Below are 22,701 nucleotides of genomic sequence, written 5' to 3'. Positions count from 1 at the left end.
CCACTTTGCCGGCAAATCCCGCGCCCGTACCGGCCGCCAATGCGCCGCCCGCCCTTTCAGACGGCATCCGGATGCGGATAACGCTGAATCAGGCGGTGAAATCGGCTATAATACACAATTATATACGCCGTCCCGCCCGCTTTTTCCACAAGGCGCGGACTGTTTTGGCGGCATCGCAAAATCTTTTCAAAATCCGGCAAAAAATATGACTGAACAAAAACACGAAGAATACGGCGCCGACAGCATCCAGGTGCTCGAAGGCTTGGAAGCGGTACGCAAACGCCCCGGTATGTACATCGGCGACACGCAGGACGGCAGCGGCCTGCACCATATGGTGTTCGAAGTATTGGACAACGCCATCGACGAAGCACTCGCCGGACATTGCGACAAAATCACCGTTACCATCCACGCCGACCATTCCGTCAGCGTCGCCGACAACGGGCGCGGTATGCCTACCGGCATCCACCCGAAAGAAGGGCGTTCCGCCGCCGAAGTCATCATGACCGTATTGCACGCAGGCGGCAAATTCGACAACAACAGCTACAAAATCTCCGGCGGCCTGCACGGCGTGGGCGTATCCGTCGTCAACGCACTGTCCGACTGGGTAACGCTGACCATCTACCGCGACGGCAAAGAACACTTCGTCCGCTTCGTACGCGGCGAAACCGAAGAGCCGTTGAAGGTTGTCGGCGATTCCGATAAAAAAGGCACGACCGTGCGCTTCCTCGCCAGTACGGAAACCTTCGGCAACGTCGAATACAGCTTCGACATCCTTGCCAAACGCATCCGTGAACTTTCTTTCCTGAACAACGGCGTGGACATCGAATTGACCGACGAACGCGACGGTAAACACGAAAGCTTCGCCCTTTCCGGCGGCGTGGCGGGTTTTGTGCAATACATGAACCGCAAAAAAACGCCGTTGCACGAAAAAATCTTCTACGCGTTCGGCGAGAAAGACGGCATGAGCGTCGAATGCGCGATGCAGTGGAACGACAGCTATCAGGAAAGCGTGCAGTGCTTCACCAACAACATCCCTCAGCGCGACGGCGGTACGCACTTGACCGCATTGCGCCAAGTGATGACGCGCACCATCAACAGCTACATCGAAGCCAACGAAGTCGCCAAAAAAGCCAAAGTTGAAACCGCCGGCGACGATATGCGCGAAGGTTTGACCTGCGTGTTGTCCGTCAAACTGCCCGACCCCAAATTCTCATCCCAAACCAAAGACAAACTGGTTTCCGGCGAAATCGGCCCCGTCGTCAACGAAGTCATCAGCCAAGCCTTGACCGACTTCCTCGAAGAAAACCCTGCCGAAGCCAAAATCATCACCGGCAAAATCGTCGATGCCGCCCGCGCGCGCGAAGCCGCCCGCAAAGCCCGCGAAATTACCCGCCGCAAAGGCGTGATGGACGGCTTGGGACTGCCCGGCAAACTCGCCGACTGCCAAGAAAAAGACCCTGCCTTGTCAGAGCTTTATCTGGTCGAGGGCGATTCCGCAGGTGGCTCCGCCAAACAAGGCCGCGACCGTAAGTTCCAAGCCATTTTGCCGCTCAAAGGCAAAATCTTGAACGTCGAAAAAGCCCGCTTTGAAAAAATGCTCGCCAGCCAAGAGGTCGCCACCCTGATTACCGCGCTGGGCGCAGGCATCGGCAAAGAAGAGTTCAACCCCGAAAAACTGCGTTACCACCGCATCATCATCATGACCGATGCCGACGTGGACGGTGCACACATCCGCACCCTGCTCCTGACCTTCTTCTACCGCCAAATGCCCGAACTGGTCGAGCGCGGCTACATCTACATCGCCCAGCCGCCGCTCTACAAAGCCAAATACGGCAAGCAGGAGCGTTACCTCAAAGACGAACTGGAAAAAGACCAATGGCTGCTCGGCCTCGCCTTGGAAAAAGCCAAAATCGTTTCAGACGGCCGCACCATCGAAGGCGCAGAGCTTACCGACACCGCCAAACAATTCCTGTTGGCGAAAACCGTCATCGAACAGGAAAGCCGCTTCGTGGACGAACTCGTCCTACGCGCCATGCTGCACGCGTCGCCTATTGATTTGACGTCGTCTGAAAACGCCGACAAAGCCGTTGCCGAACTTTCCGGTTTGCTCGACGAAAAAGAAGTCGCCCTCGAACGCATCGAAGGACACGAAGGCAACCGCTTCATCAAAATCACCCGCAAACTGCACGGCAACGTCATGGTCAGCTACATCGAACCCAAGTTCCTCAACAGCAAAGCCTACCAAACCCTCACCCAAACCGCCGCCGCGCTCAAAGGCTTGGTTGGCGAGGGCGCCAAGCTCTACAAAGGCGAGAACGAGTACGACGTGGACAGCTTTGAAACCGCGCTGAACATCCTGCTCCAAAACGCCCAAAAAGGCATGTCCATTCAGCGATACAAAGGTTTGGGCGAGATGAACCCCGAACAGCTTTGGGAAACCACGATGGATCCCGCCGTGCGCCGTCTGTTGAAAGTGCGCATCGAAGACGCCATCGCCGCCGATGAAGTGTTCGTTACCCTGATGGGCGACGAAGTCGAACCGCGTCGCGCCTTCATCGAAAACAATGCGCTGATTGCCCAAAATATCGACGCATAAGTGCCGTTTTAAAAAGGAGACGGGCAGCTTGCCGCGTCTCCTTTTGGTTTGTCAAACGGAAGCCATGCCGTCTGAAACCGCCTTTCGGAGCAAAACCATGATCAGCATTTTTGATATAGTGGATTAAATTTAAATCAGGACAAGGCGACGAAGCCGCAGACAGTACAAATAGTACGGAACCGATTCACTTGGTGCTTGAGCACCTTAGAGAATCGTTCTCTTTGAGCTAAGGCGAGGCAACGCTGTACTGGTTTAAATTTAATCCACTATATTTTCAAAATCGGTATCGGCCCTTCTAGTTCGCATACCGTTGGCCCGATGAAGGCCGCCGCCGCCTTTGCCGCAGGCTTGGACGCGCAAACCGCCCGCATCGCCATCGACATTTACGGCTCGCTTGCCCTGACCGGATACGGACATGGCACATTTGACGCGCTGATGCTCGGTTTGGAAGGCAGCCTGCCGCACGACATCCCGCTTGCCGGCATTCCCGAACGCCTCGGACGCATCCGCACGCAGCACATCCTCTGCCTCAACGGGCAAGAAATCTGCTTCATCCCCGACCGCGACCTGAACATACTCGGCAATCAAGTGCTGCCCAAACACCCCAACGGCCTGCGTTTTACCGCCTATGCTTCAGACGGCACGGTATTGAAGGAACAGGTTTATTATTCGGTCGGCGGCGGTTTTGTCGTTACCGAAGAAGATTTCGAGCGGCAGGCGGAAACAGAAAAAGCCGTTCCCTATCCCTATACCAGTTGCGCCGAGTTGCTTGCCCAATGCCGTCTGAACCGGCTCGACATCTCCGAAGTCGTGTTGGCAAACGAAGCCGCGCTTGCCGGACTCGCTGCCACGCTCCGGAAAAAGCCGTCCCCGTATCCGTGCGCGTGGTCGAGTGCTGAGGATGGATAGAAACGGAAATGCCGTCTGAAAACAGTTTTTCAGACGGCATTTCATTTATTTCTTGTTGCTTTACCGTTTCAGTGCCAACGTCAACACGCCCGCCGTTACCAGCCCCAAGCCTATCCATTCCTGCGTACTGGGGCGTTCGTCCAAGAAAACCACCGCCATCAGCGCGACCAGGACCAGGCTGAATTTGTCGACGGGCGCGACTTGCGAGGCGTTGCCCAGTTGCAGGGCTTTGAAGTAGGCGAGCCAGGATGCGCCGGTCGCCAAACCCGACAGAATTAAGAATGTCCAGTTTTTTCCTGTAAACCCGTTTACGCCCTGCCATTTGCCGGTGTAGGTCAAAAACAGTACCAAAGCGGCGAGGATTACCAAGGTGCGGATAAAGGTGGCGAAATCCGAATCGATGCCCTGCAAACCCATTTTGGCGAAAATGGCGGTCAGCGAGGCGAAGCCTGCCGATGCCAATGCCCAAAACAGCCATGCGTTGCTGCCCATGTTTTTTCCTTTGTTTCAAATTGTTGACAATATGAATCCGCTTGTTGATGAAATATCAAAATTTTCACTGCGGTTTGTCTTTGGAAAACGTTATAATAGAACGAATATTCTTTTTCTTCCAGCCGTCTTTAGTGTATTGTTTCAGACGGCCTTTCCCTCTCTCAATAAAGGAAAATCATGAGCTTCAAAACCGATGCCGAAATCGCCCAATCCTCCACCATGCGCCCGATTGGTGAAATTGCCGCCAAGCTGGGTTTGAACGTTGACAACATCGAGCCCTATGGCCATTACAAAGCCAAAATCAATCCTGCCGAAGCGTTTAAACTGCCGCAAAAACAAGGCCGTCTGATTTTGGTTACCGCCATTAATCCGACTCCGGCGGGCGAGGGCAAAACCACTGTAACCATCGGTTTGGCGGATGCATTGCGCCATATCGGCAAAGACTCTGTGATTGCTTTGCGCGAGCCTTCTTTGGGTCCGGTGTTTGGTGTGAAAGGCGGCGCGGCAGGCGGCGGCTATGCCCAAGTTTTGCCGATGGAAGACATCAACCTGCACTTCACCGGCGACTTCCATGCCATCGGTGCGGCGAATAACCTGCTCGCCGCCATGCTCGACAACCATATCTACCAAGGCAACGAGTTGAATATCGATCCGAAACGCGTCCTGTGGCGGCGCGTGGTCGATATGAACGACCGCCAGTTACGCAACATCATCGACGGTATGGGCAAACCTGTTGACGGCGTGATGCGTCCTGACGGTTTTGATATTACCGTTGCCTCCGAAGTGATGGCGGTATTCTGCCTTGCCAAAGATATCAGCGATTTGAAAGAGCGTTTGGGCAACATCCTCGTCGCCTATGCCAAAGACGGCAGTCCTGTTTACGCCAAAGATTTGAAAGCACACGGCGCGATGGCGGCATTGCTCAAAGATGCGATTAAGCCCAACTTGGTACAAACCATCGAAGGCACTCCGGCATTTGTACACGGCGGCCCGTTCGCCAACATCGCCCACGGCTGCAACTCTGTAACGGCCACCCGTTTGGCGAAACACCTTGCCGATTATGCCGTAACAGAAGCAGGCTTCGGCGCGGATTTGGGTGCGGAAAAATTCTGCGATATCAAATGCCGCCTTGCCGGTTTGAAACCCGACGCAGCCGTTGTCGTCGCCACCGTCCGCGCCTTGAAATACAACGGCGGCGTGGAACGCGCCAACCTCGGCGAAGAAAATTTAGACGCTTTGGCAAAAGGTCTGCCCAATCTTTTGAAACACATTTCCAACCTGAAAAATGTATTCGGGCTGCCCGTCGTCGTCGCTATCAACCGCTTCGTGTCCGATTCCGATGCCGAGTTGGCGATGATTGAAAAAGCCTGCGCCGAACACGGCGTTGAAGTTTCCCTGACCGAAGTGTGGGGCAAAGGCGGCGCGGGCGGCGCAGATTTGGCGCACAAAGTCGTTAACGCCATCGAAAACCAATCCAACGAATTCCGCTTCGCCTACGATGTCGAATTGAGCATTAAAGACAAAATCCGTGCGATTGCACAAAAAGTGTACGGCGCGGAAGATGTCGATTTCAGCGCGGAAGCGTCTGCCGAAATCGCCTCGCTGGAAAAACTGGGCTTGGACAAAATGCCCGTCTGTATGGCGAAAACCCAATATTCTTTGAGCGACAACGCCAAACTCTTGGGCTGCCCCGAAGGCTTCCGCATTACCGTGCGCGGCATTACCGTTTCTTCCGGCGCGGGCTTCATCGTCGCCCTGTGCGGCAATATGATGAAAATGCCGGGCCTGCCCAAAGTTCCGGCCGCCGAGAAAATCGACGTGGACGCAGAAGGCGTGATTCACGGCTTGTTCTGAGCGGTTTTTGAAACCGGATGCCGTCTGAAGCCGTTTCAGACGGCATTTTTTCGGAACGCGGGCGGCGGTATGCTATAATCCGCCGTTAAATTTCTCTATTTTCAGGAAAAAACATGAGTTTGAAATGCGGCATCGTCGGTTTGCCCAACGTCGGCAAATCCACCCTCTTTAACGCGCTGACCCAGTCGGGTATCGAAGCGGCAAACTATCCTTTCTGTACCATCGAACCCAACGTCGGCATCGTTGAAGTGCCCGACCCGCGCATGGCGGAGCTGGCGAAAATCGTCAATCCGCAAAAAATGCAGCCCGCCATCGTCGAGTTCGTCGATATCGCCGGTTTGGTTGCAGGCGCGAGCAAAGGCGAAGGTCTGGGTAACCAGTTCCTTGCCAACATCCGCGAAACCGATGCCATCGTCAACGTCGTGCGCTGCTTTGACGACGACAACATCGTCCACGTTTCCGGCAAAGTCGATCCGATTGCCGACATCGAAACCATTGGCACCGAGTTGGCGCTTGCCGACCTCGCCAGCGTCGAAAAAGCCATCGTCCGCGAAGAAAAACGCGCCCGCTCAGGCGACAAAGACGCGCAAAAACTGGTCGAACTGTGTAAAAAACTGCTGCCGCATCTGGACGAAGGCAAACCCGTGCGTTCCTTCGGTTTGGACGCGGAAGAACGCGCGATGCTCAAACCGCTGTTCCTGCTGACCGCCAAACCTGCGATGTATGTGGGCAACGTTGCCGAAGACGGTTTTGAAAACAATCCGCACCTCGACCGCCTGAAAGAATTGGCAGCAAAAGAAAACGCCCCCGTCGTTGCCGTTTGCGCCGCGATGGAAAGCGAAATTGCCGAATTGGAAGACGACGAAAAAGCCGAGTTTCTCGCCGAAATGGGCTTGGAAGAACCCGGCCTGAACCGCCTGATTCGTGCCGGCTACGACCTCTTGGGCCTGCAAACCTACTTCACCGCCGGTGTCAAAGAAGTCCGCGCCTGGACCATCCACAAAGGCGACACCGCCCCGCAAGCCGCCGGCGTGATTCATACGGATTTTGAACGCGGCTTCATCCGCGCCCAAGTGATTGCCTACGATGATTTTGTCTCGCTCGGCGGCGAAGCCAAAACCAAAGAAGCCGGCAAAATGCGCGTGGAAGGCAAGGAATACGTCGTGCAGGATGGGGATGTGATGCACTTTTTGTTTAACGTGTAACCCAAATGCGGCAGGTTTTCAGACGGCTTTGCCGAAAATGCCGTCTGAAGTCGGTTTTGGTGGCTTTCGGCGTTTCCATACCGCCGGAATGCGGCTGCATCAAAATAAAATCCCGCCTGCATTTCCGATTTGCCCTCCCCGATTTCTGCAAAACAAACCGCCTGCCCCGCCGTTACGGGAAGCCGTCCGGCATTCCGAATATCCCGATCCCCGATACGGAACAACCTTTCAGACGGCATTTGCGCCGCCGCGTTTCAAGTATAGTGGATTCAATTCAAATCAGGACAAGGCGACGAAGCCGCAGACAGTACAGATAGTACGGAACCGATTCACTTGGTGCTTGAGCACCTTAGAGAATCGTTCTCTTTGAGCTAAGGCGAGGCAACGCCGTACTGGTTTTTGTTAATCCGCTATAAAAACATTATGAGCCAAGCCTTACCCTACCGCCCGGACATCGACACATTGCGCGCCGCCGCCGTTTTGTCCGTCATCGTGTTCCATATCGAAAAAAATTGGCTGCCGGGCGGGTTTCTCGGTGTCGATATATTCTTTGTGATTTCAGGCTTTTTGATGACGGCGATTCTTCACCGCGAAATGTCGGGGGGGGGGGTTTCCCTGAAGGCATTTTATATCCGCCGCATCAAACGGATTTTGCCCGCATTTTTCGCCGTATTGGCGGCAACGCTGGCAGGCGGCTTCTTTTTATTCACCAAAGATGATTTCTTTCTTTTGTGGAAATCCGCGCTGACCGCCTTGGGTTTCGCCTCCAACCTGTATTTTGCAAGGGGAAAGGATTATTTCGATCCCGCGCAGGAAGAAAAGCCCTTGCTGCACATTTGGTCTTTGTCGGTCGAAGAACAATTTTACTTTGTCTTTCCGATATTGCTGCTGCTTGTCGCCCGCAAAAGCCCGCGCGTACAGTTCGGCTTCCTCGCCGCATTGTGCGCCTTAAGCCTTGCCGCTTCCTTTATGCCTTCCGCGTTCGATAAATATTACCTGCCCCACCTGCGCGCCTGCGAAATGCTGGTCGGATCGCTGACCGCCGTGTGGATGCGGTACCGGCAACAGCGGAATCTCGCCGTCGGCAGACGCTGTGCCGCCGCCGGCGTATTGTTTGCCGTGTGCATACTGTCCGCCTGCCTGTTTTCCTATTCGGAACAAACCGCCTATTTCCCGGGACCCGCCGCTTTGATTCCCTGTCTGGCTGTTGCCGCGCTGATTTATTTCAATCATTACGAACACCCGCTTAAAAAATTTTTCCAATCGAAAATCACCGTTGCCGCCGGTTTGATTTCCTATTCGCTTTATCTGTGGCATTGGCCGATATTGGCCTTTATGCGCTATATCGGTCCGGACAACCTGCCGCCTTATTCGCCGGCGGCGGCTGTCGTCCTGATATTGCTGCTTTCCCTGTTTTCTTATCACTGCATCGAAAAGCCGTTTAAAAAATGGAAAGGTTCGTTCGCACAATCCGTTTTATGGATTTATGCCTTGCCTATGCTCATTTTGGGCGCGGGCTCGTTTTTTGCGATGAGGCTGCCGTTTATGACGCAATACGACCGCTTGGGGCTGACGCGTTCCAACACCTCCTGCCACAACAATATCGGCAAACAATGCCTATGGGGGGATACAGAAAAACAGCCGGAACTGCTCATTTTGGGCGACTCCCACGCCGACCATTACAAAACATTCTTCGATGCCGTGGGCAAAAAAGAAAAATGGTCCGCCACTATGGTTTCCGCCGACGCTTGCGCCTATGTGGAAGGCTACGCGTCCCGCGTATTCCAAAACTGGGCCGCCTGCCGCGCCGTTTACCGCTATGCCGAAGAACACCTGCCCCGGTATTCAAAAGTGGTTTTGGCGATGCGCTGGGGCAGCCAGATGCCCGAAAACAGCCGCTCCCTTGCCTACGATGCTGATTTTTTCAAAAAATTCGACCGTATGCTGCACAAGCTCTCATCCGAAAAACAAGCCGTTTACCTGATGGCGGACAACCTTGCCTCGTCTTACAATGTCCAGCGCGCCTATATATTGTCTTCACGCATACCGGGCTACCGCCAAACCCTGCATCCGGACGACGAAAGCACCCTGAAAGCCAATGCCCGCATCAGGGAATTGGCAGCCAAATACCCCAACGTCTATATTATTGATGCCGCCGCCTATATCCCCGCAGATTTCCAAATCGGCGGATTGCCGGTTTACTCGGACAAAGACCACATCAACCCTTACGGCGGCACAGAATTGGCAAAGCGTTTTTCCGAAAAACAACGGTTTCTCGATACGCGCCATAACCATTGATTCGCTTAAATTTGTTACAATCGGCGGTTTGCAAAACCGCTAATTTTTTTGAAAGAGACCGATGAGCGTCATTCAAGACCTGCAATCGCGCGGCCTAATCGCGCAAACCACCGACATCGAAGCCTTAGACGCTTTGCTGAACGAACAAAAAATCGCCCTCTATTGCGGCTTCGACCCGACCGCCGACAGCCTGCACATCGGACACCTGCTGCCCGTATTGGCATTGCGCCGTTTCCAACAGGCGGGGCATACGCCGATTGCTTTGGTGGGCGGCGCGACCGGTATGATCGGCGACCCCAGCTTCAAAGCCGCCGAACGCAGCTTGAATTCCGCCGAAACTGTTGCCGGCTGGGTGGAAAGTATCCGCAACCAATTAACCCCTTTCTTGAGCTTTGAAGGCGGAAACGCCGCCGTTATGGCGAACAACGCTGACTGGTTCGGCAAAATGAACTGTCTCGACTTCCTGCGCGACATCGGCAAACATTTCTCCGTCAACGCCATGCTGAACAAAGAATCCGTCAAACAGCGCATCGACCGCGACGGCGCAGGCATTTCCTTCACCGAGTTCGCCTACTCCCTGCTGCAAGGTTACGACTTCGCCGAGTTGAACAAACGCCACGGCGCGGTTTTGGAAATCGGCGGCTCCGACCAATGGGGCAACATCACCGCCGGCATCGACCTGACACGCCGCCTGCACCAAAAACAAGTGTTCGGACTGACCCTGCCTTTGGTTACCAAATCAGACGGCACCAAATTCGGCAAAACCGAAGGCGGCGCGGTGTGGCTGAACGCGAAAAAAACCTCGCCCTATCAGTTCTACCAATTCTGGCTGAAAGTGGCCGATGCCGATGTGTATAAATTCCTGAAATACTTTACCTTCCTGTCCATCGAAGAAATCGATGCCGTCGAAGCCAAAGACAAGGCAAGCGGCAGCAAGCCCGAAGCGCAACGCATCCTCGCCGAAGAAATGACCCGCCTGATTCACGGCGAAGAAGCCCTTGCCGCCGCGCAACGCATTTCCGAAAGCCTGTTTGCTGAAGACCAAAGCCGGCTTACCGAAAGCGACTTCGAGCAACTTGCCCTCGACGGCCTGCCCGCATTTGAAGTTTCAGACGGCATCAACGCCGTTGAAGCCTTGGTCAAAACCGGCTTGGCATCCTCCAATAAAGAAGCGCGCGGCTTTGTGAACAGCAAAGCGGTTTTGCTCAACGGCAAACCGGCCGAAGCCAACAACCCCAACCACGCCGCCGAACGCCCCGACGATGCCTATCTGTTGACAGGCGAACACAAACGTTTCGGCAAATACACCATCCTCCGGCGCGGCAAACGCAACCACGCGCTTTTGGTTTGGAAATAATCCGGTTGCCGCAGAAATGCCGTCTGAAGCTTTCAGACGGCATTTTTATCAAATGCAAAACACCCTGCGCCTGCCGATATGCCGTCATTCCCGCGCAGGCGGGAATCTAGGACGTAAAATCTCAAGAAACCGTTGCACCCGATAAGTTTCTGCGCCGACAGGTCTAGATTCCCGCCTGCGCGGGAATAACGATGCAGGTATTTCTGATGATTCGGCAAACCGTAGCAACTGTATTTTTGCCCGACGGGGTGAAAAATGCAGTTGCTACGCAACACCCTGCGGCGCACCCTGTATCCACCCCCTCTCGAACATCTCCCCAAACAACGCCGCGTGCCTCGGGCATTTGCCGTTTCCCTGCAAAATCTGCGATACAATGCCGTCTGAACATTTATCCGAATCCCAACCCGATGGATACCGCACAAAAACAACGCTGGGCACTGACACTATCCTATGACGGCAGCCGTTTTTACGGATGGCAGAAACAGGCTGGCGGCGTACCGACCGTTCAGACGGCATTGGAAACCGCACTCGCCCAAATCGCAGGGGAAGCGGTTTCCACCATTGTTGCCGGCAGAACCGACACCGGCGTGCATGCCACCGCCCAAGTCGTCCACTTCGACACAACTTCCGTCCGTCCCCAACAGGCATGGGTGCGCGGCGTAAATGCCCACCTGCCCGAAGGCATAGCCGTTTTGCACGCCCAACAGACCGCACCCGAATTTCATGCACGATTTGACGCATACGGACGGCACTACCGCTATCTGCTTGAATCTTCCCCCGTCCGTTCGCCGCTGTTGAAGCACAGGGTAGGTTGGACGCATCTCAAACTTGATATCGAACCGATGCGCCGGGCTGCCGCCTTATTGATCGGCGAACAAGACTTTTCCAGTTTCCGCGCCGCCGAGTGCCAGGCAAAATCTCCCGTCAAAACCATCTACCGCGCCGACCTTACCCAAAGTGCAGGACTCGTCCGCCTCGATTTGCACGGCAACGCCTTTTTGCACCATATGGTACGCAACATCATGGGCGCGCTCGTTTATGTCGGCAGCGGCAGGCTCAGCGTCGAAGGCTTCGCCGCACTGATTCAAGAACGCAGCCGCCTCAAAGCCCCACCGACCTTCATGCCCGACGGACTCTACCTGACCGGCGTCGACTATCCCGAGGCATACGGCATCATCCGCCCCCAAATCCCCGAATGGCTTTAAAACATTCTTGTCGCGGAGATTTTGAAATCGGACAAACTGTCAGGCAATCTTTTTCAATGTTGACACTATAGTGGATTAACAAAAATCAGGACAAGGCGACGAAGCCGCAGACAGTACAAATAGTACGGAACCGATTCACTTGGTGCTTCAGCACCTTAGAGAGTCGTTCTCTTTGAGCTAAGGCGAGGCAACGCTGTACTGGTTTTTGTTAATCCACTATAACCCCCGGTTTGCAATGCCCTCCAATGCCTTCCCGAGCAAGTGTTGTAAAAATGCAAATCTTAAAAATTTAAAATAACTATATGTTATAAAACAAAAAATACTCATAATATCTCTATCCGACCTTCAAAATACACATCGGATTCCACACAAAAACAGGCAGAAGTTTGTTTTTTCAGACAGGAACATTTATAGTTTCAGACATGGAATCGCCGAACCCCTCGGCGGTAAATGCAAAGCTAAGCGGCTTGGAAAGCCCGGTCCGCTTAAATTTCTTAACCAAAAAAGGAATACAGCAATGAAAAAATCCCTGATTGCCCTGACTTTGGCAGCCCTTCCTGTTGCAGCAATGGCTGATGTTACCCTGTACGGCACCATCAAAGCCGGCGTAGAAACTTACCGCACTGTAAAACATGCAGAAGGCAAAGTAACTGAAGTGAAAACCGGCAGCGAAATCGCCGACTTCGGTTCTAAAATCGGTTTCAGAGGTCAAGAAGACTTCGGCAACGGCATGAAAGCCATTTGGCAGTTGGAACAAAAAGCCTCCATCGCCGGTACTGACAGCGGCTGGGGTAACCGCCAATCCTTCATCGGCTTGAAAGGCGGCTTCGGTACCGTCCGCGCCGGTAACCTGAACAGCATCCTGAAAGACAGCGGCGGCAACGTCAACGCTTGGGATTCCGGTTCTACCAAGGATACTGGAATTGAAAATGTGCTGCAAGTCAGCAAAATTTCCGCTCCGGAACACCGCTACGCATCCGTACGTTACGATTCTCCCGAATTTGCCGGCTTCAGCGGCAGCGTACAATACGCGCCTAAAGACAATTCAGGTAAAAACGGCGAATCTTACCACGTTGGTTTGAACTACCAAAACAGCGGCTTCTTCGCACAATACGCCGGCTTGTTCCAAAGACACGGTGAAGGCACTAGCGCAGAAAAAGTTGGTCAGCCTGTTGAAAAACTGCAAGTTCACCGTTTGGTCGGCGGTTACGACAATGATGCCCTGTACGCTTCCGTAGCCGTACAGCAACAAGATGCGAAATTGGCTGATGCTTCCAATTCGCACAACTCTCAAACCGAAGTTGCCGCTACCGTGGCATACCGCTTCGGCAACGTAACGCCCCGCGTTTCTTACGCCCACGGCTTCAAAGGCACTGTTGCTAAAGCAGACGGCGACAACCGTTACGACCAAGTTATCGTCGGTGCGGAATACGACTTCTCCAAACGCACTTCTGCCTTGGTTTCTGCCGGCTGGTTGCAAGAAGGCAAAGGCGCAAACAAAACCGTATCGACTGCCAGTACTGTCGGTCTGCGCCACAAATTTTAATCTGCAAAGATTGGTATCAACAAAAAGCCTGTCGTCAGACAGGCTTTTTTCTGTTTTCTGTTTTTAGTGAGCCGTAGGGTGGGCTTCAGCCCACCAATCCCACCAATTTCACCGCATCAAAGGTTTTTGGGGAATAGGCGTGATTCGGCGGTTTCGGTTTTCGGCGGCATTGATGGATTTGACGGAATCGTTGGAATTGGTGGGTTTGGTAATATTGGAGTGATTGGTGGGAATGGTGGGCTGAAGCCCACCCTACGACCCATTCTACAGTCTGCCATACAGCCCGCCCTGCGCCCACGCTGCACATCCTACGTCTGCTTTGCGTTCCTTTAAGCAGCATTTTACGCAATACTTTATGCAACACTTTGCGTCCGCTGAAAAAATTTTAAACGGTCTTTTTTATCAAATGCAAAAATATGCCGTCATTCCCGCGCAGGCATTTGTCTGCACAGAAACCTGCATCCCGTCATTCCCGCGCAGGCGGGAATCCGAACACATCCGCACGGAAACCTGCACCGCGTCATTCCCACGAACCTACATTCCGTCATTCCCACGAAAGTGGGAATCCAGGACGCAAAATCTCAAGAAACCGTTTTATCCGATAAGTTTCCGCACCGACAGACCTAGATTCCCGCCTGCGCGGGAATGACGAATTCATCCGTACGGAAACCTGCACCGTGTCATTCCCACGAACCTGCATCCCGTCATTCCCACGAACCTACATCCCGTCATTCCCACGAAAGTGGGAATCCAGGACGCAAAATCTCAAGAAACCGTTTTATCCGATAAGTTTCCGCACCGACAGACCTAGATTCCCGCCTGCGCGGGAATGACGAATTCATCCGTACGGAAACCTGCACCGTGTCATTCCCACGAACCTGCATCCCGTCATTCCCACGAACCTACATTCCGTCATTCCCACGAAAGTGGGAATCTAGGATGCGGAATCTCAAGAAACCGTTGCATCCGATAAGTTTCTGTGCCGACAGGTCTAGATTCCCGCCTGCGCGGGAATGACGAATCCATCCGCACGGAAACCTGCACCGCGTCATTCCTACGAACCTACATTCTGTCATTCCCACGAACCTACATCCCGTCATTCCCACGAAAGTGGGAATCCAGAACGCAGGGTTGGAGAAACCGTTTTATCCGATAAGTTCCTGCACTGACAGACCTAGATTCCCGCCTGCGCGGGAATGACGAATCCATCCGCACGGAAACCTGCACCGCGTCATTCCCATGAACCTACATTCCGTCATTCCCACGAAAGTGGGAATCTAGAACGCAGGGTTGGAGAAACCGTTTTATCCGATAAGCTCCTGCACCGACAGACCTAGATTCCCGCCTGCGCGGGAATGACGAGTTTCAAGATGACGGTGTTATCAGGAATGACGGTTCGGGTATTTCCTTACGCCCGCCCTGCGCCTGTAAACGGTAAGTGCATCAAAAATGCCGTCTGAAAGGTTTTCAGACGGCATTGGTTCACGGACCGCGCTCGGGCGGTTTTGGCAAAATCAGTCGGCAACCGCCATCAGGCTGGCGTTGCCGCCGGCGGCTGTGGTGTTGACGCTGCAAGAGATTTCTTCAAACACTTGCAGGATGTCGAGTCCGTTTTCCGAAGGGAGGATGCGGATGAGTGCGCCGTCGTGGGCGGCAAGTTCCTGTTTGCGCGCGCTGTCCAAAGGCGACAGGGCGGCAACGTGGCTGATGCCGGCGGTTTCGGGTTTGCCGTTGATCAGCAGCAGACCTTCCAAGTCGGCAGTGTAGGAAGCCAAGGGGCTGTTGGGTTCGACCACTGCCTGTACGCCGGAGGCGGCAAGTTCGGTTAGGGCGCAGAAGGCTTGCAGGAGGCTGCCGCCGTGTACCCAGACGCGTTTTGGCGCGTGCCATGAGATGCTGTTGCGCTCGCCGGTCGGGCCGGTAAGGACGGTTTCGGCACGGCGCAGGGTGCGGATGCGGGCGTGTCCCAAAGCGGCCGCTGCGGCTTTTTTCTCTTCGGCATTGAACGGCAGTTTGTGAACCAGTGCTTCGAGGCGTTTGAGCGCGGCTTCGTCTGCCTGTCCGATTTGGCTCAGGGTCGGGGCAACCCATTCGGGGATGCGGGTCAGTTTTTGCAGGTAGAACGAACCGCCTGCTTTGGGACCTGTGCCGGACAGACCGTGTCCGCCGAAGGGCTGTACGCCGACGACTGCGCCGACGATGTTGCGGTTGACGTAAACGTTGCCGGCTTCGATGCGGCTGCGGATGTGGCGTACCGTGCCTTCGATGCGGCTGTGTACGCCGTGGGTCAGGGCGTAGCCTTTGCTGTTGATTTGGTCGATGACGCTGTCGAGTTCGTCGGCGCGGTAGCGGACGACGTGCAGGACGGGGCCGAAGACTTCGCGTTGCAGTTCGTTGAGGTTGTTCAATTCAAACAGGATGGGGCGAACGAACGTGGATTTTTCGGAATCGACATCGGCGGCGGTTTTGACTTCGTGGTAGGACTTGGCAACACCTTTCATTTTGTTGATGTGGTTCAACAGGTTTTGCTGCGCTTCGGCATCGATGACGGGGCCGACATCGGTAGTGAGCTGAATCGGTTTGCCGACGACGAGTTCGTCCATCGCGCCTTTGATCATGTCGAGCATACGGTCGGCAACGTCTTCTTGGACGCACAAGATACGCAGGGCGGAGCAGCGTTGTCCCGCGCTGTCGAAAGCGGAGTTCAATACGTCGGCGCAGACTTGTTCGGCAAGTGCGGTGGAATCGACAATCATGGCGTTTTGTCCGCCGGTTTCGGCAATCAGGACGGGATTGTCGTTGCGTTTGGCAAGGGCTTTGTTGATCAGGCGCGCCACTTCGGTCGAGCCTGTGAAAATCACGCCGCCGATGCGGGCATCGTTGGTCAATGCCGCACCCACGTCGCCTGCGCCGAGGACGAGTTGCAGGGCGGAAGTCGGGATGCCGGCTTCGTGCATGAGGGAAACGGCATAACCGGCAATCAGGCTGGTTTGTTCGGCGGGTTTGGCAATAACGGTGTTGCCTGCCGCCAATGCGGAAACGACTTCGCCGGTAAAGATGGCGAGCGGGAAGTTCCACGGGCTGATGGCGACAATCGCGCCGACGGCTTCGGCATCTTTGGGCAGGGTGTGTTCGGCTTCGTTTGCGTAGTAGCGGCAGAAATCGACGGCTTCGCGCACTTCGGCAATGGCGTTGTTCAGCGTTTTGCCTGCTTCGCGCACGGCAAGCATCATCAGCGCGGGGGTGTGCTGTTCGAGCAGGTCGGCGAAACGGCGCAGGCAGGCGGCGCGTTCGGCGGCAGGTGTCGCACTCCATTCGGGGAACGCGGCAACGGCTGCGCCAACTGCTTCTTGGGCAAGCGCGGCATCGGCAAAGCTGACTGTGCCGACGATGTCGTCGTGGTCGGCGGGGTTTTTAATCGGTTGCGTTTCGCCGACATCGCGGGCTTTGCCATTGACAATGGACGCGGCATGGAAGTCTTGCGCGGCGGCTTTGTTCATCTGTTCTTGAAGCTGCTGCAATACGTTTTCGTTGCTCAAGTCCACGCCTTGCGAGTTCAGACGGCATTTGCCGTACAAATCGCGCGGCAGCGGCAAGGCGTTATGCAGATGGATGCCTTGTTCGGCGATGGTGTCGAACGGGCTCTTAATCAGGCGGTCGATACTGATGTTTTCATCGACGATTTGGTTGACGAAAGACGAGTTCGCGCCGTTTTCCAACAGGCGGCGCACCAAGTAGGCGAGCAGGGTTTCGTGCGTACCGACCGGGGCGTACACGCGCACGCGGCGGCCTAAGTTTTGCGGGCCGACCACTTGGTCGTACAGGGTTTCGCCCATGCCGTGCAGACATTGGTGTTCAAAATCTTTGCCTTTGCCCATTTGGTAGATTGCGCCCAAGGTGTAGGCGTTGTGCGTGGCAAATTGCGGGAATACCGCGTCTTGCGCGGAAAGCAGTTTGCGCGCGCAGGCGAGGTAGGAGATGTCGGTGTGGACTTTGCGGGTGTAGGTCGGATAGCCGTTCAAGCCGTCCACTTGCGCCCATTTGATTTCGCTGTCCCAATACGCGCCTTTGACGAGGCGGATCATTAGTTTTTGGTTGTTGCGGCGGGCAAGGTCGATCAGGTAGTCGATAACGAACGGACAACGTTTTTGGTAGGCTTGAACAACGAAACCGATGCCTTTGTAGCCTGCCAAATCGGGATCGGAAACGAGTGCCTCCATCAAATCCAAAGACAGCTCCAGACGGTTGGCTTCTTCGGCATCGATGTTGATACCGATATCGTATTTTTTACCCAAAAGGAACAATTCTTTCAGGCGCGGCAACAGTTCGCCCATTACGCGTCCGTGTTGGGCGCGCGAGTAGCGAGGGTGGATGGCGGAGAGTTTGACGGAAATGCCGTTGCCTTCGTAAACGCCTTGTCCTGCCGCATCTTTGCCGATGGCGTGGATGGCTTCGACATAGTCGCGGTAGTAGCGGTCGGCATCGGCTTGGGTGTAGGCGGCTTCGCCCAACATATCGAAGGAGAAGCGGTAGCCCATTTTTTCGCGTTCTTTGCCGTTTTGCAGGGCTTCTTCAATGGTCTGTCCGGTGACGAACTGTTTGCCCAGAAGCCGCATGGCGTAATTTACGCCTTGGCGGATGAGCGGTGCGCCGCCTTTGCCGATCAGGCGGCCGAGTGCGGAACTCATTTGTTTGTCGTTTGTGGCGGTCAGTTTGCCGGTAATCAGCAGGCCCCAGGCGGCAGCATTGACGAAGAGGGAAGGGCTGTTGTTCAAATGGCTTTTCCAGTTGCCGTCTGAAATCTTGTCGGCAATCAGGCGGTCGCGCGTGGCGTTGTCGGGAATGCGCAGCAGGGCTTCCGCCAGACACATCAGCGCGATGCCTTCTTCGCTGGAGAGTGAAAACTCGTGCATCAGCGCATCCACGCCGCCGGCTTTAGTGCGGCCGGCGCGGACTTGGGTAACCAAACGGCGGGCAAGCTCGGAGGCGGCGTTGCGCTCTTCGTCACTCATCTGTGCACGTTGCAACATATCCTGTACGGCTTCGATTTCATTACGGCGGTAGGCATCGGTTATCGCTTGGCGCAGGGCAGTTTGTGCCGGAAATGCAAAATGAAACATTTTTTGGATTCTCCAAAGTTTTTCGGGGGGCAGGCGGCATCGGTGCGGCCTGAATACGGTAATATCGTAATAAATCCGCAGATGAAATACAAGGCTTCAAATGCGGGCAGGGTAGGTGCTTCCGTTTCTTTGAAAATGAAACGGGTAAAACACAAATAAGGCCTGTATGCAGGCAAGGTTTATTTGTGTTTGACCCGGAAACGGGTTCAGACGGCACGAACCGGGATGCCGTGCCGTCTGAAAGGGGTTTATCGGGTGGCGCGGTAATCTGCGTCGGCTTTTTCAAAGCGTTCTTGGATTTCGCGCGAAGGTTCTTTGTTGAACAGGGAAACCAACACGGCAACGATCAAGCAAACAATAAAGCCCGGGACGATTTCGTACATCGTCAACAAGCCGTTTTCGCCTACCGCTTGAGCCGGTTTTTTTACCCATTCCGCCCATACGACTACGGTTAAGGCACCTGCAACCATACCCGACAACGCGCCGTAGGCAGTGATGCGTTTCCACAATACGGACAGAATCACAATCGGGCCGAATGCCGCACCGAAACCTGCCCACGCATAAGACACCAGTCCCAATACTTTGCTGTTCGGATCGGAAGCAATCAGGATGGAAATCACGGCAATCGCCAAGACCATCAGGCGGCCGACCCATACCAGTTCCGACTGTTGCGCGTTTTTACGCAAAAAGCCTTTGTAGAAGTCTTCGGTAATCGCGCTGGAGCAAACCAAAAGCTGGCAGGACAGGGTGGACATCACCGCCGCCAAAATCGCGCTCAAAATAATGCCGGCGATCCAAGGGTTGAACAGCAGGGTGGAAAGCGCGATGAAGATGCGTTCGTGGTTGCCGCTCATAGAAGAAACTTTGTCGGGATTTGCACCGAAATACGCAATGCCGAAATAACCGACCGCTACCGCGCCCGCAAGGCACAACGCCATCCAAGTCATACCGATGCGGCGTGCGGATACCAGCGATTTCGCGCTTTCGGCCGCCATAAAGCGCGCCAAAATGTGCGGCTGTCCGAAATAGCCCAAGCCCCATGCGGCGGTGGAAATGATGCCGATGACGGTCGTACCGGCAAACAGGCTGCCGTATTCTTTGCCCGTGCCTGCGGCGACGCTTTGAATCGCGGCAGACATCTGTTCCGCGCCGCCCAAGCCCAGATAGACCATCACAGGCGTTAAAATCAGCGCGAAAATCATCAAAGAGGCCTGCAACGTATCCGTCCAACTTACCGCCAAGAAGCCGCCCAAGAAGGTATAGGCGATGGTCGCGCCCGCGCCCAGCCACATTGCCTGATTGTAAGTCATACCTTCAAACAGGCTTTGGAACAGGGTTGCGCCCGCCACAATGCCCGAGGCGCAATAAATCGTGAAGAAAAACAGGATAATCAGTGCGGAAACCACTTTCATCAAGTGTCCGCCCGCGCCGAAGCGGTGGAAGAAATAATCCGGCAGCGTCAGCGCATTGTTGGCGTATTCGGTATGCACGCGCAGGCGGCCCGCCACCAAGAGCCAGTTGAAATACGCGCCGACCAAGAGGCCGATGGCAATCCAAGCCTCATTCAAACCGCTCAAATAAATCGCGCCCGGCAGACCCATCAGCAGCCAGCCGGACATATCGGACGCGCCTGCCGACATCGCCGTAACAAACGGGCCCAGGCTGCGACCGCCCAAAATATAATCGTCGAAATTGCGCGTGGAAAAATAAGCGGCAAGCCCGATGAGAAGGACTGCAACCAGATAGATTGCAAAAGTGATGTACATGGGATTCATGTGCTATTCCTCGTCTAAAACTTCAGAATTACAGGCTTTGAAATTGCAAGCAACTCATGCCTGAAATGTTTTTCTAATAAAAGTACAACGGAAAATCCGGACACCCGAAAGGGGATTCGGATAAATTATCTTCAATCACAATAAGATATGTAATGAAATCACGTGAAATTGTAAATAATTTGGTTCAGCATAACCCAAATTTTTTTGTTTGCAAAGCACTTGCCGTCCAAAAAAGGCGGGGAAAAGCAGATTATTAACATAAAATCTATCTAAAACAACATATTATTTTGTAGTTGCTTGTAATTGAAAAGGGATGGTGTTGTGAAACCGGCTTTCCGCCTGCTTATGTTTTGAAGTGTAGTTTAGCAACGGAAGTGGGGCGGAACATTTTGTGCAGATGCCCGGTCGCCCGTTTTCAGACGGCATTTTTCCTTATACAATAGCCGTTTGAATTTAATATGTTCAGGAAGGATACAGATTATGTTCGGCAAGCAGCTTTTTGAAGAAGTCGGCTCGAAAATCAGCGAAACCATCGCCAACAGCCCTGCCAAAGATGTGGAAAAAAATATTAAGGCGATGCTGGGCGGCGCGTTCAACCGTATGGATTTGGTTACGCGCGAAGAATTCGACATCCAGCAGCAGGTTTTAATCAAAACCCGTACCAAACTGGCGGCTTTGGAAGCGCGTTTGGCGAAACTCGAAGCCGCGCAAAATCCCGAACGGGCAGCATTGGAAGCGGCTGAAGCCGCTGCCGAAGAAGCCGTCGCCGAAATCAGGCAGCAAACCGCAGCCGGCGAATAAGGTCGTCTGAAAATATGTCGCTTGCCTTGGTTTACAGCCGCGCCTTGAGCGGTATGAATGCGCCGTTGGTCGAAGTGGAAGCCCACCTTGCCAACGGCCTGCCGCATTTCAACATCGTCGGACTGCCCGATACGGAAGTCAAAGAAAGTCGCGACCGCGTCCGTGCCGCCATTATTCAAAGCGGTTTTGAATTCCCCACCAAAAAAATTACCGTCAACCTCGCCCCCGCCGACCTGCCCAAAGAGTCGGGGCGTTTCGATTTGCCGATTGCAATCGGCATCCTTGCTGCATCGGGGCAGGTTGCGCCCGAAAAACTGGCGGAATACGAGTTTGCGGGGGAATTGGCACTGTCGGGGCTGTTGCGCCCCGTGCGCGGCGCGTTGGCGATGGCGTGGCAGGGTATGCAGGCAAAACGTGCATTTGTTTTGCCTGAAGAAAACGCAGGACAAGCCGCCGTGATGCGCGGCATTACCGTTTACGGCGCGCGCTCTTTGGGCGAAGTCGCCGCTCATTTGAACGGCATCGAACCTTTGGCGCAAACCGAATGTTCCATACCGCAAATGCCGTCTGAACATGGCGGACAACCTGATTTGTGTGATGTGAAAGGTCAGCACACTGCCCGCCTTGCTTTGGAAATCGCTGCCGCAGGCGGACACAGCCTTTTGATGATGGGTCCGCCGGGAACGGGCAAGTCTATGCTCTCCCAACGGCTGCCCGGCATCCTGCCGCCGCTGACCGAAGACGAATTGGTCGAAGTTTGGGCATTGCGTTCGCTCCTTCCCAACCACCAGCAACAACTCGACAGCAACCGTCCTTTCCGCAGTCCGCACCACAGCGCCAGCGCGGCGGCTATGGTCGGAGGCGGTTCGGACCCGCGTCCGGGCGAGATTTCATTGGCGCATCACGGCGTTTTGTTTTTGGACGAATTGCCCGAGTTCGACCGCAAAGTTTTGGAAGTGTTGCGCGAACCTTTGGAAAACGGCGAAATCCACATTTCCCGCGCGGCGCGCCAAGCCGTCTATCCTGCCAAATTCCAACTCGTCGCCGCCATGAACCCCTGCCCGTGCGGCTATCTCGGGCATCCCGTCAAACCCTGCCGCTGCACACCCGAAAGCGTCGCGCGTTACCGCAGCAAAATTTCCGGCCCGTTGCTTGACCGCATCGATTTGACCATCGAAGTCCCGAGCCTGTCCGCCGCCGAACTGATGCAGCAGGAAGCAGGGGAAAGCAGCGCGTCCGTTTTGGAACGCGTTATCGCCGCCAGAGACAAACAATACGCACGGCAAGGCAAAGTGAATGCCGCTTTGAGCGTCAGCGAACTCGATTCCCAAGCCCGCATCCAAAAAGAAGCGCAGGAAGCATTGGGCAGCCTGCTGGAAAAACTCTCCCTCTCCGCCCGCAGTTTCCACCGCATCATGCGTGTTGCACGGACGCTGGCAGACCTGTCGGGCGACGAAGAAGTCGGCAGAAGCCACGTCATGAAAGCCATAGGTTTCCGCCGTGCTTTATAGGAACGGGAATGGAAGCAGGTTTTGCCCAAATA

The 22,701-nt window shown here is 54.6% G+C and carries 15 protein-coding genes and 1 pseudogene; 11 read left to right on the top strand and 5 right to left on the bottom strand.

Annotation, left to right across the window (positions count from 1 at the left end; genetic code table 11):
- Nucleotides 1-205 precede the first annotated feature (205 nt).
- Both gyrB and RDY34_RS04465 read left to right on the top strand, forming a co-directional pair.
- Nucleotides 206-2,596, top strand: coding sequence for a DNA topoisomerase (ATP-hydrolyzing) subunit B (gene gyrB / locus RDY34_RS04470; protein WP_308074110.1), 2,391 nt, complete (start codon nt 206-208; stop codon nt 2,594-2,596).
- A gap of 261 nt (nt 2,597-2,857) precedes the next feature.
- Nucleotides 2,858-3,460: pseudogene (locus RDY34_RS04465) on the top strand (serine dehydratase beta chain); the annotation flags it as partial.
- 105 nt (nt 3,461-3,565) lie between these two features.
- Here the strand turns inward: RDY34_RS04465 and RDY34_RS04460 are convergent.
- Nucleotides 3,566-3,997, bottom strand: a complete 432-nt coding sequence (locus RDY34_RS04460) for an EamA family transporter (protein WP_003754909.1) — start codon at nt 3,995-3,997, stop codon at nt 3,566-3,568.
- 177 nt (nt 3,998-4,174) lie between these two features.
- Between RDY34_RS04460 and RDY34_RS04455 the strand changes: the two genes are divergently transcribed.
- The 6 genes from RDY34_RS04455 to porB all read left to right on the top strand — a co-directional run bounded on the left by RDY34_RS04455 (nt 4,175) and on the right by porB (nt 13,462).
- On the top strand, nt 4,175-5,851 hold the full coding sequence (locus tag RDY34_RS04455; protein ID WP_308072959.1) for a formate--tetrahydrofolate ligase: 1,677 nt from the start codon (nt 4,175-4,177) through the stop codon (nt 5,849-5,851).
- Between the two features lie 113 nt (nt 5,852-5,964).
- Nucleotides 5,965-7,056, top strand: coding sequence for a redox-regulated ATPase YchF (gene ychF / locus RDY34_RS04450; protein WP_308028389.1), 1,092 nt, complete (start codon nt 5,965-5,967; stop codon nt 7,054-7,056).
- Between the two features lie 423 nt (nt 7,057-7,479).
- Nucleotides 7,480-9,354 (top strand): acyltransferase family protein, encoded by a 1,875-nt coding sequence (locus RDY34_RS04445; protein ID WP_308075354.1) that lies wholly within the window; start codon nt 7,480-7,482, stop codon nt 9,352-9,354.
- 61 nt (nt 9,355-9,415) lie between these two features.
- Nucleotides 9,416-10,711: a tyrosine--tRNA ligase gene (gene tyrS, locus RDY34_RS04440; protein WP_308028390.1), complete on the top strand. Its 1,296-nt coding sequence runs from the start codon at nt 9,416-9,418 to the stop codon at nt 10,709-10,711.
- 407 nt (nt 10,712-11,118) lie between these two features.
- Nucleotides 11,119-11,916, top strand: coding sequence for a tRNA pseudouridine(38-40) synthase TruA (truA, locus tag RDY34_RS04435; RefSeq protein WP_308028418.1), 798 nt, complete (start codon nt 11,119-11,121; stop codon nt 11,914-11,916).
- 517 nt (nt 11,917-12,433) lie between these two features.
- On the top strand, nt 12,434-13,462 hold the full coding sequence (gene porB, locus RDY34_RS04430; protein ID WP_304685335.1) for a trimeric porin PorB: 1,029 nt from the start codon (nt 12,434-12,436) through the stop codon (nt 13,460-13,462).
- 85 nt (nt 13,463-13,547) lie between these two features.
- On the opposite strand, the gene RDY34_RS04425 is transcribed toward porB, so the two are convergent.
- Nucleotides 13,548-13,826 carry a hypothetical protein gene (locus tag RDY34_RS04425; protein WP_304669949.1) on the bottom strand — a complete coding sequence of 93 codons (279 nt, stop codon included), beginning with the start codon at nt 13,824-13,826 and terminating at the stop codon, nt 13,548-13,550.
- A gap of 1,150 nt (nt 13,827-14,976) precedes the next feature.
- A complete protein-coding gene (gene putA / locus RDY34_RS04420) occupies nt 14,977-18,582 on the bottom strand; it encodes a bifunctional proline dehydrogenase/L-glutamate gamma-semialdehyde dehydrogenase PutA (protein ID WP_003750270.1) in 3,606 nt (1,201 codons plus the stop codon).
- Here putA and RDY34_RS04415 point away from each other — a divergent pair.
- Nucleotides 18,574-18,741 carry a hypothetical protein gene (locus RDY34_RS04415; RefSeq protein ID WP_009346312.1) on the top strand — a complete coding sequence of 56 codons (168 nt, stop codon included), beginning with the start codon at nt 18,574-18,576 and terminating at the stop codon, nt 18,739-18,741. The two genes, putA and RDY34_RS04415, sit on opposite strands and share 9 nt — an antisense overlap.
- 89 nt (nt 18,742-18,830) lie before the next feature.
- Here the strand turns inward: RDY34_RS04415 and putP are convergent, their stop codons facing one another.
- Together putP and RDY34_RS04405 are read right to left on the bottom strand one after the other, a co-directional pair.
- A complete protein-coding gene (gene putP, locus RDY34_RS04410) occupies nt 18,831-20,357 on the bottom strand; it encodes a sodium/proline symporter PutP (RefSeq protein WP_003750272.1) in 1,527 nt (508 codons plus the stop codon).
- 282 nt (nt 20,358-20,639) lie between these two features.
- Nucleotides 20,640-20,783, bottom strand: a complete 144-nt coding sequence (locus RDY34_RS04405; RefSeq protein WP_155811397.1) for a hypothetical protein — start codon at nt 20,781-20,783, stop codon at nt 20,640-20,642.
- Nucleotides 20,784-20,837: 54 nt separating this feature from the next.
- On the opposite strand from RDY34_RS04405, the gene RDY34_RS04400 reads away from it, so the two are divergent.
- Together RDY34_RS04400 and RDY34_RS04395 are read left to right on the top strand one after the other, a co-directional pair.
- Nucleotides 20,838-21,158, top strand: coding sequence for an accessory factor UbiK family protein (locus RDY34_RS04400; RefSeq protein ID WP_003750274.1), 321 nt, complete (start codon nt 20,838-20,840; stop codon nt 21,156-21,158).
- A gap of 14 nt (nt 21,159-21,172) precedes the next feature.
- Nucleotides 21,173-22,669 (top strand): YifB family Mg chelatase-like AAA ATPase, encoded by a 1,497-nt coding sequence (locus RDY34_RS04395; protein WP_003750275.1) that lies wholly within the window; start codon nt 21,173-21,175, stop codon nt 22,667-22,669.
- Nucleotides 22,670-22,701: the final 32 nt, after the last annotated feature.

This window comes from Neisseria polysaccharea (assembly GCF_963392925.1).
GTDB lineage: Bacteria > Pseudomonadota > Gammaproteobacteria > Burkholderiales > Neisseriaceae > Neisseria > Neisseria polysaccharea.
This window is presented reverse-complemented; position numbering and strand designations above follow the sequence as displayed.

What these genes read in the sequence shown, in the direction of transcription:
- ychF (WP_308028389.1), top strand. Translation starts at nt 5,965, where the DNA reads ATGAGTTTGAAATGCGGCATCGTCGGTTTGCCCAACGTCGGCAAATCC.
- gyrB (WP_308074110.1), top strand. Translation starts at nt 206, where the DNA reads ATGACTGAACAAAAACACGAAGAATACGGCGCCGACAGCATCCAGGTG.
- RDY34_RS04415 (WP_009346312.1), top strand. Translation starts at nt 18,574, where the DNA reads ATGAAACATTTTTTGGATTCTCCAAAGTTTTTCGGGGGGCAGGCGGCA.
- putP (WP_003750272.1), bottom strand. Translation starts at nt 20,357, where the DNA reads ATGAATCCCATGTACATCACTTTTGCAATCTATCTGGTTGCAGTCCTT.
- RDY34_RS04455 (WP_308072959.1), top strand. Translation starts at nt 4,175, where the DNA reads ATGAGCTTCAAAACCGATGCCGAAATCGCCCAATCCTCCACCATGCGC.
- truA (WP_308028418.1), top strand. Translation starts at nt 11,119, where the DNA reads ATGGATACCGCACAAAAACAACGCTGGGCACTGACACTATCCTATGAC.
- RDY34_RS04445 (WP_308075354.1), top strand. Translation starts at nt 7,480, where the DNA reads ATGAGCCAAGCCTTACCCTACCGCCCGGACATCGACACATTGCGCGCC.
- RDY34_RS04405 (WP_155811397.1), bottom strand. Translation starts at nt 20,783, where the DNA reads ATGCCGTCTGAAAACGGGCGACCGGGCATCTGCACAAAATGTTCCGCC.
- RDY34_RS04460 (WP_003754909.1), bottom strand. Translation starts at nt 3,997, where the DNA reads ATGGGCAGCAACGCATGGCTGTTTTGGGCATTGGCATCGGCAGGCTTC.
- RDY34_RS04395 (WP_003750275.1), top strand. Translation starts at nt 21,173, where the DNA reads ATGTCGCTTGCCTTGGTTTACAGCCGCGCCTTGAGCGGTATGAATGCG.
- putA (WP_003750270.1), bottom strand. Translation starts at nt 18,582, where the DNA reads ATGTTTCATTTTGCATTTCCGGCACAAACTGCCCTGCGCCAAGCGATA.
- porB (WP_304685335.1), top strand. Translation starts at nt 12,434, where the DNA reads ATGAAAAAATCCCTGATTGCCCTGACTTTGGCAGCCCTTCCTGTTGCA.
- RDY34_RS04400 (WP_003750274.1), top strand. Translation starts at nt 20,838, where the DNA reads ATGTTCGGCAAGCAGCTTTTTGAAGAAGTCGGCTCGAAAATCAGCGAA.
- tyrS (WP_308028390.1), top strand. Translation starts at nt 9,416, where the DNA reads ATGAGCGTCATTCAAGACCTGCAATCGCGCGGCCTAATCGCGCAAACC.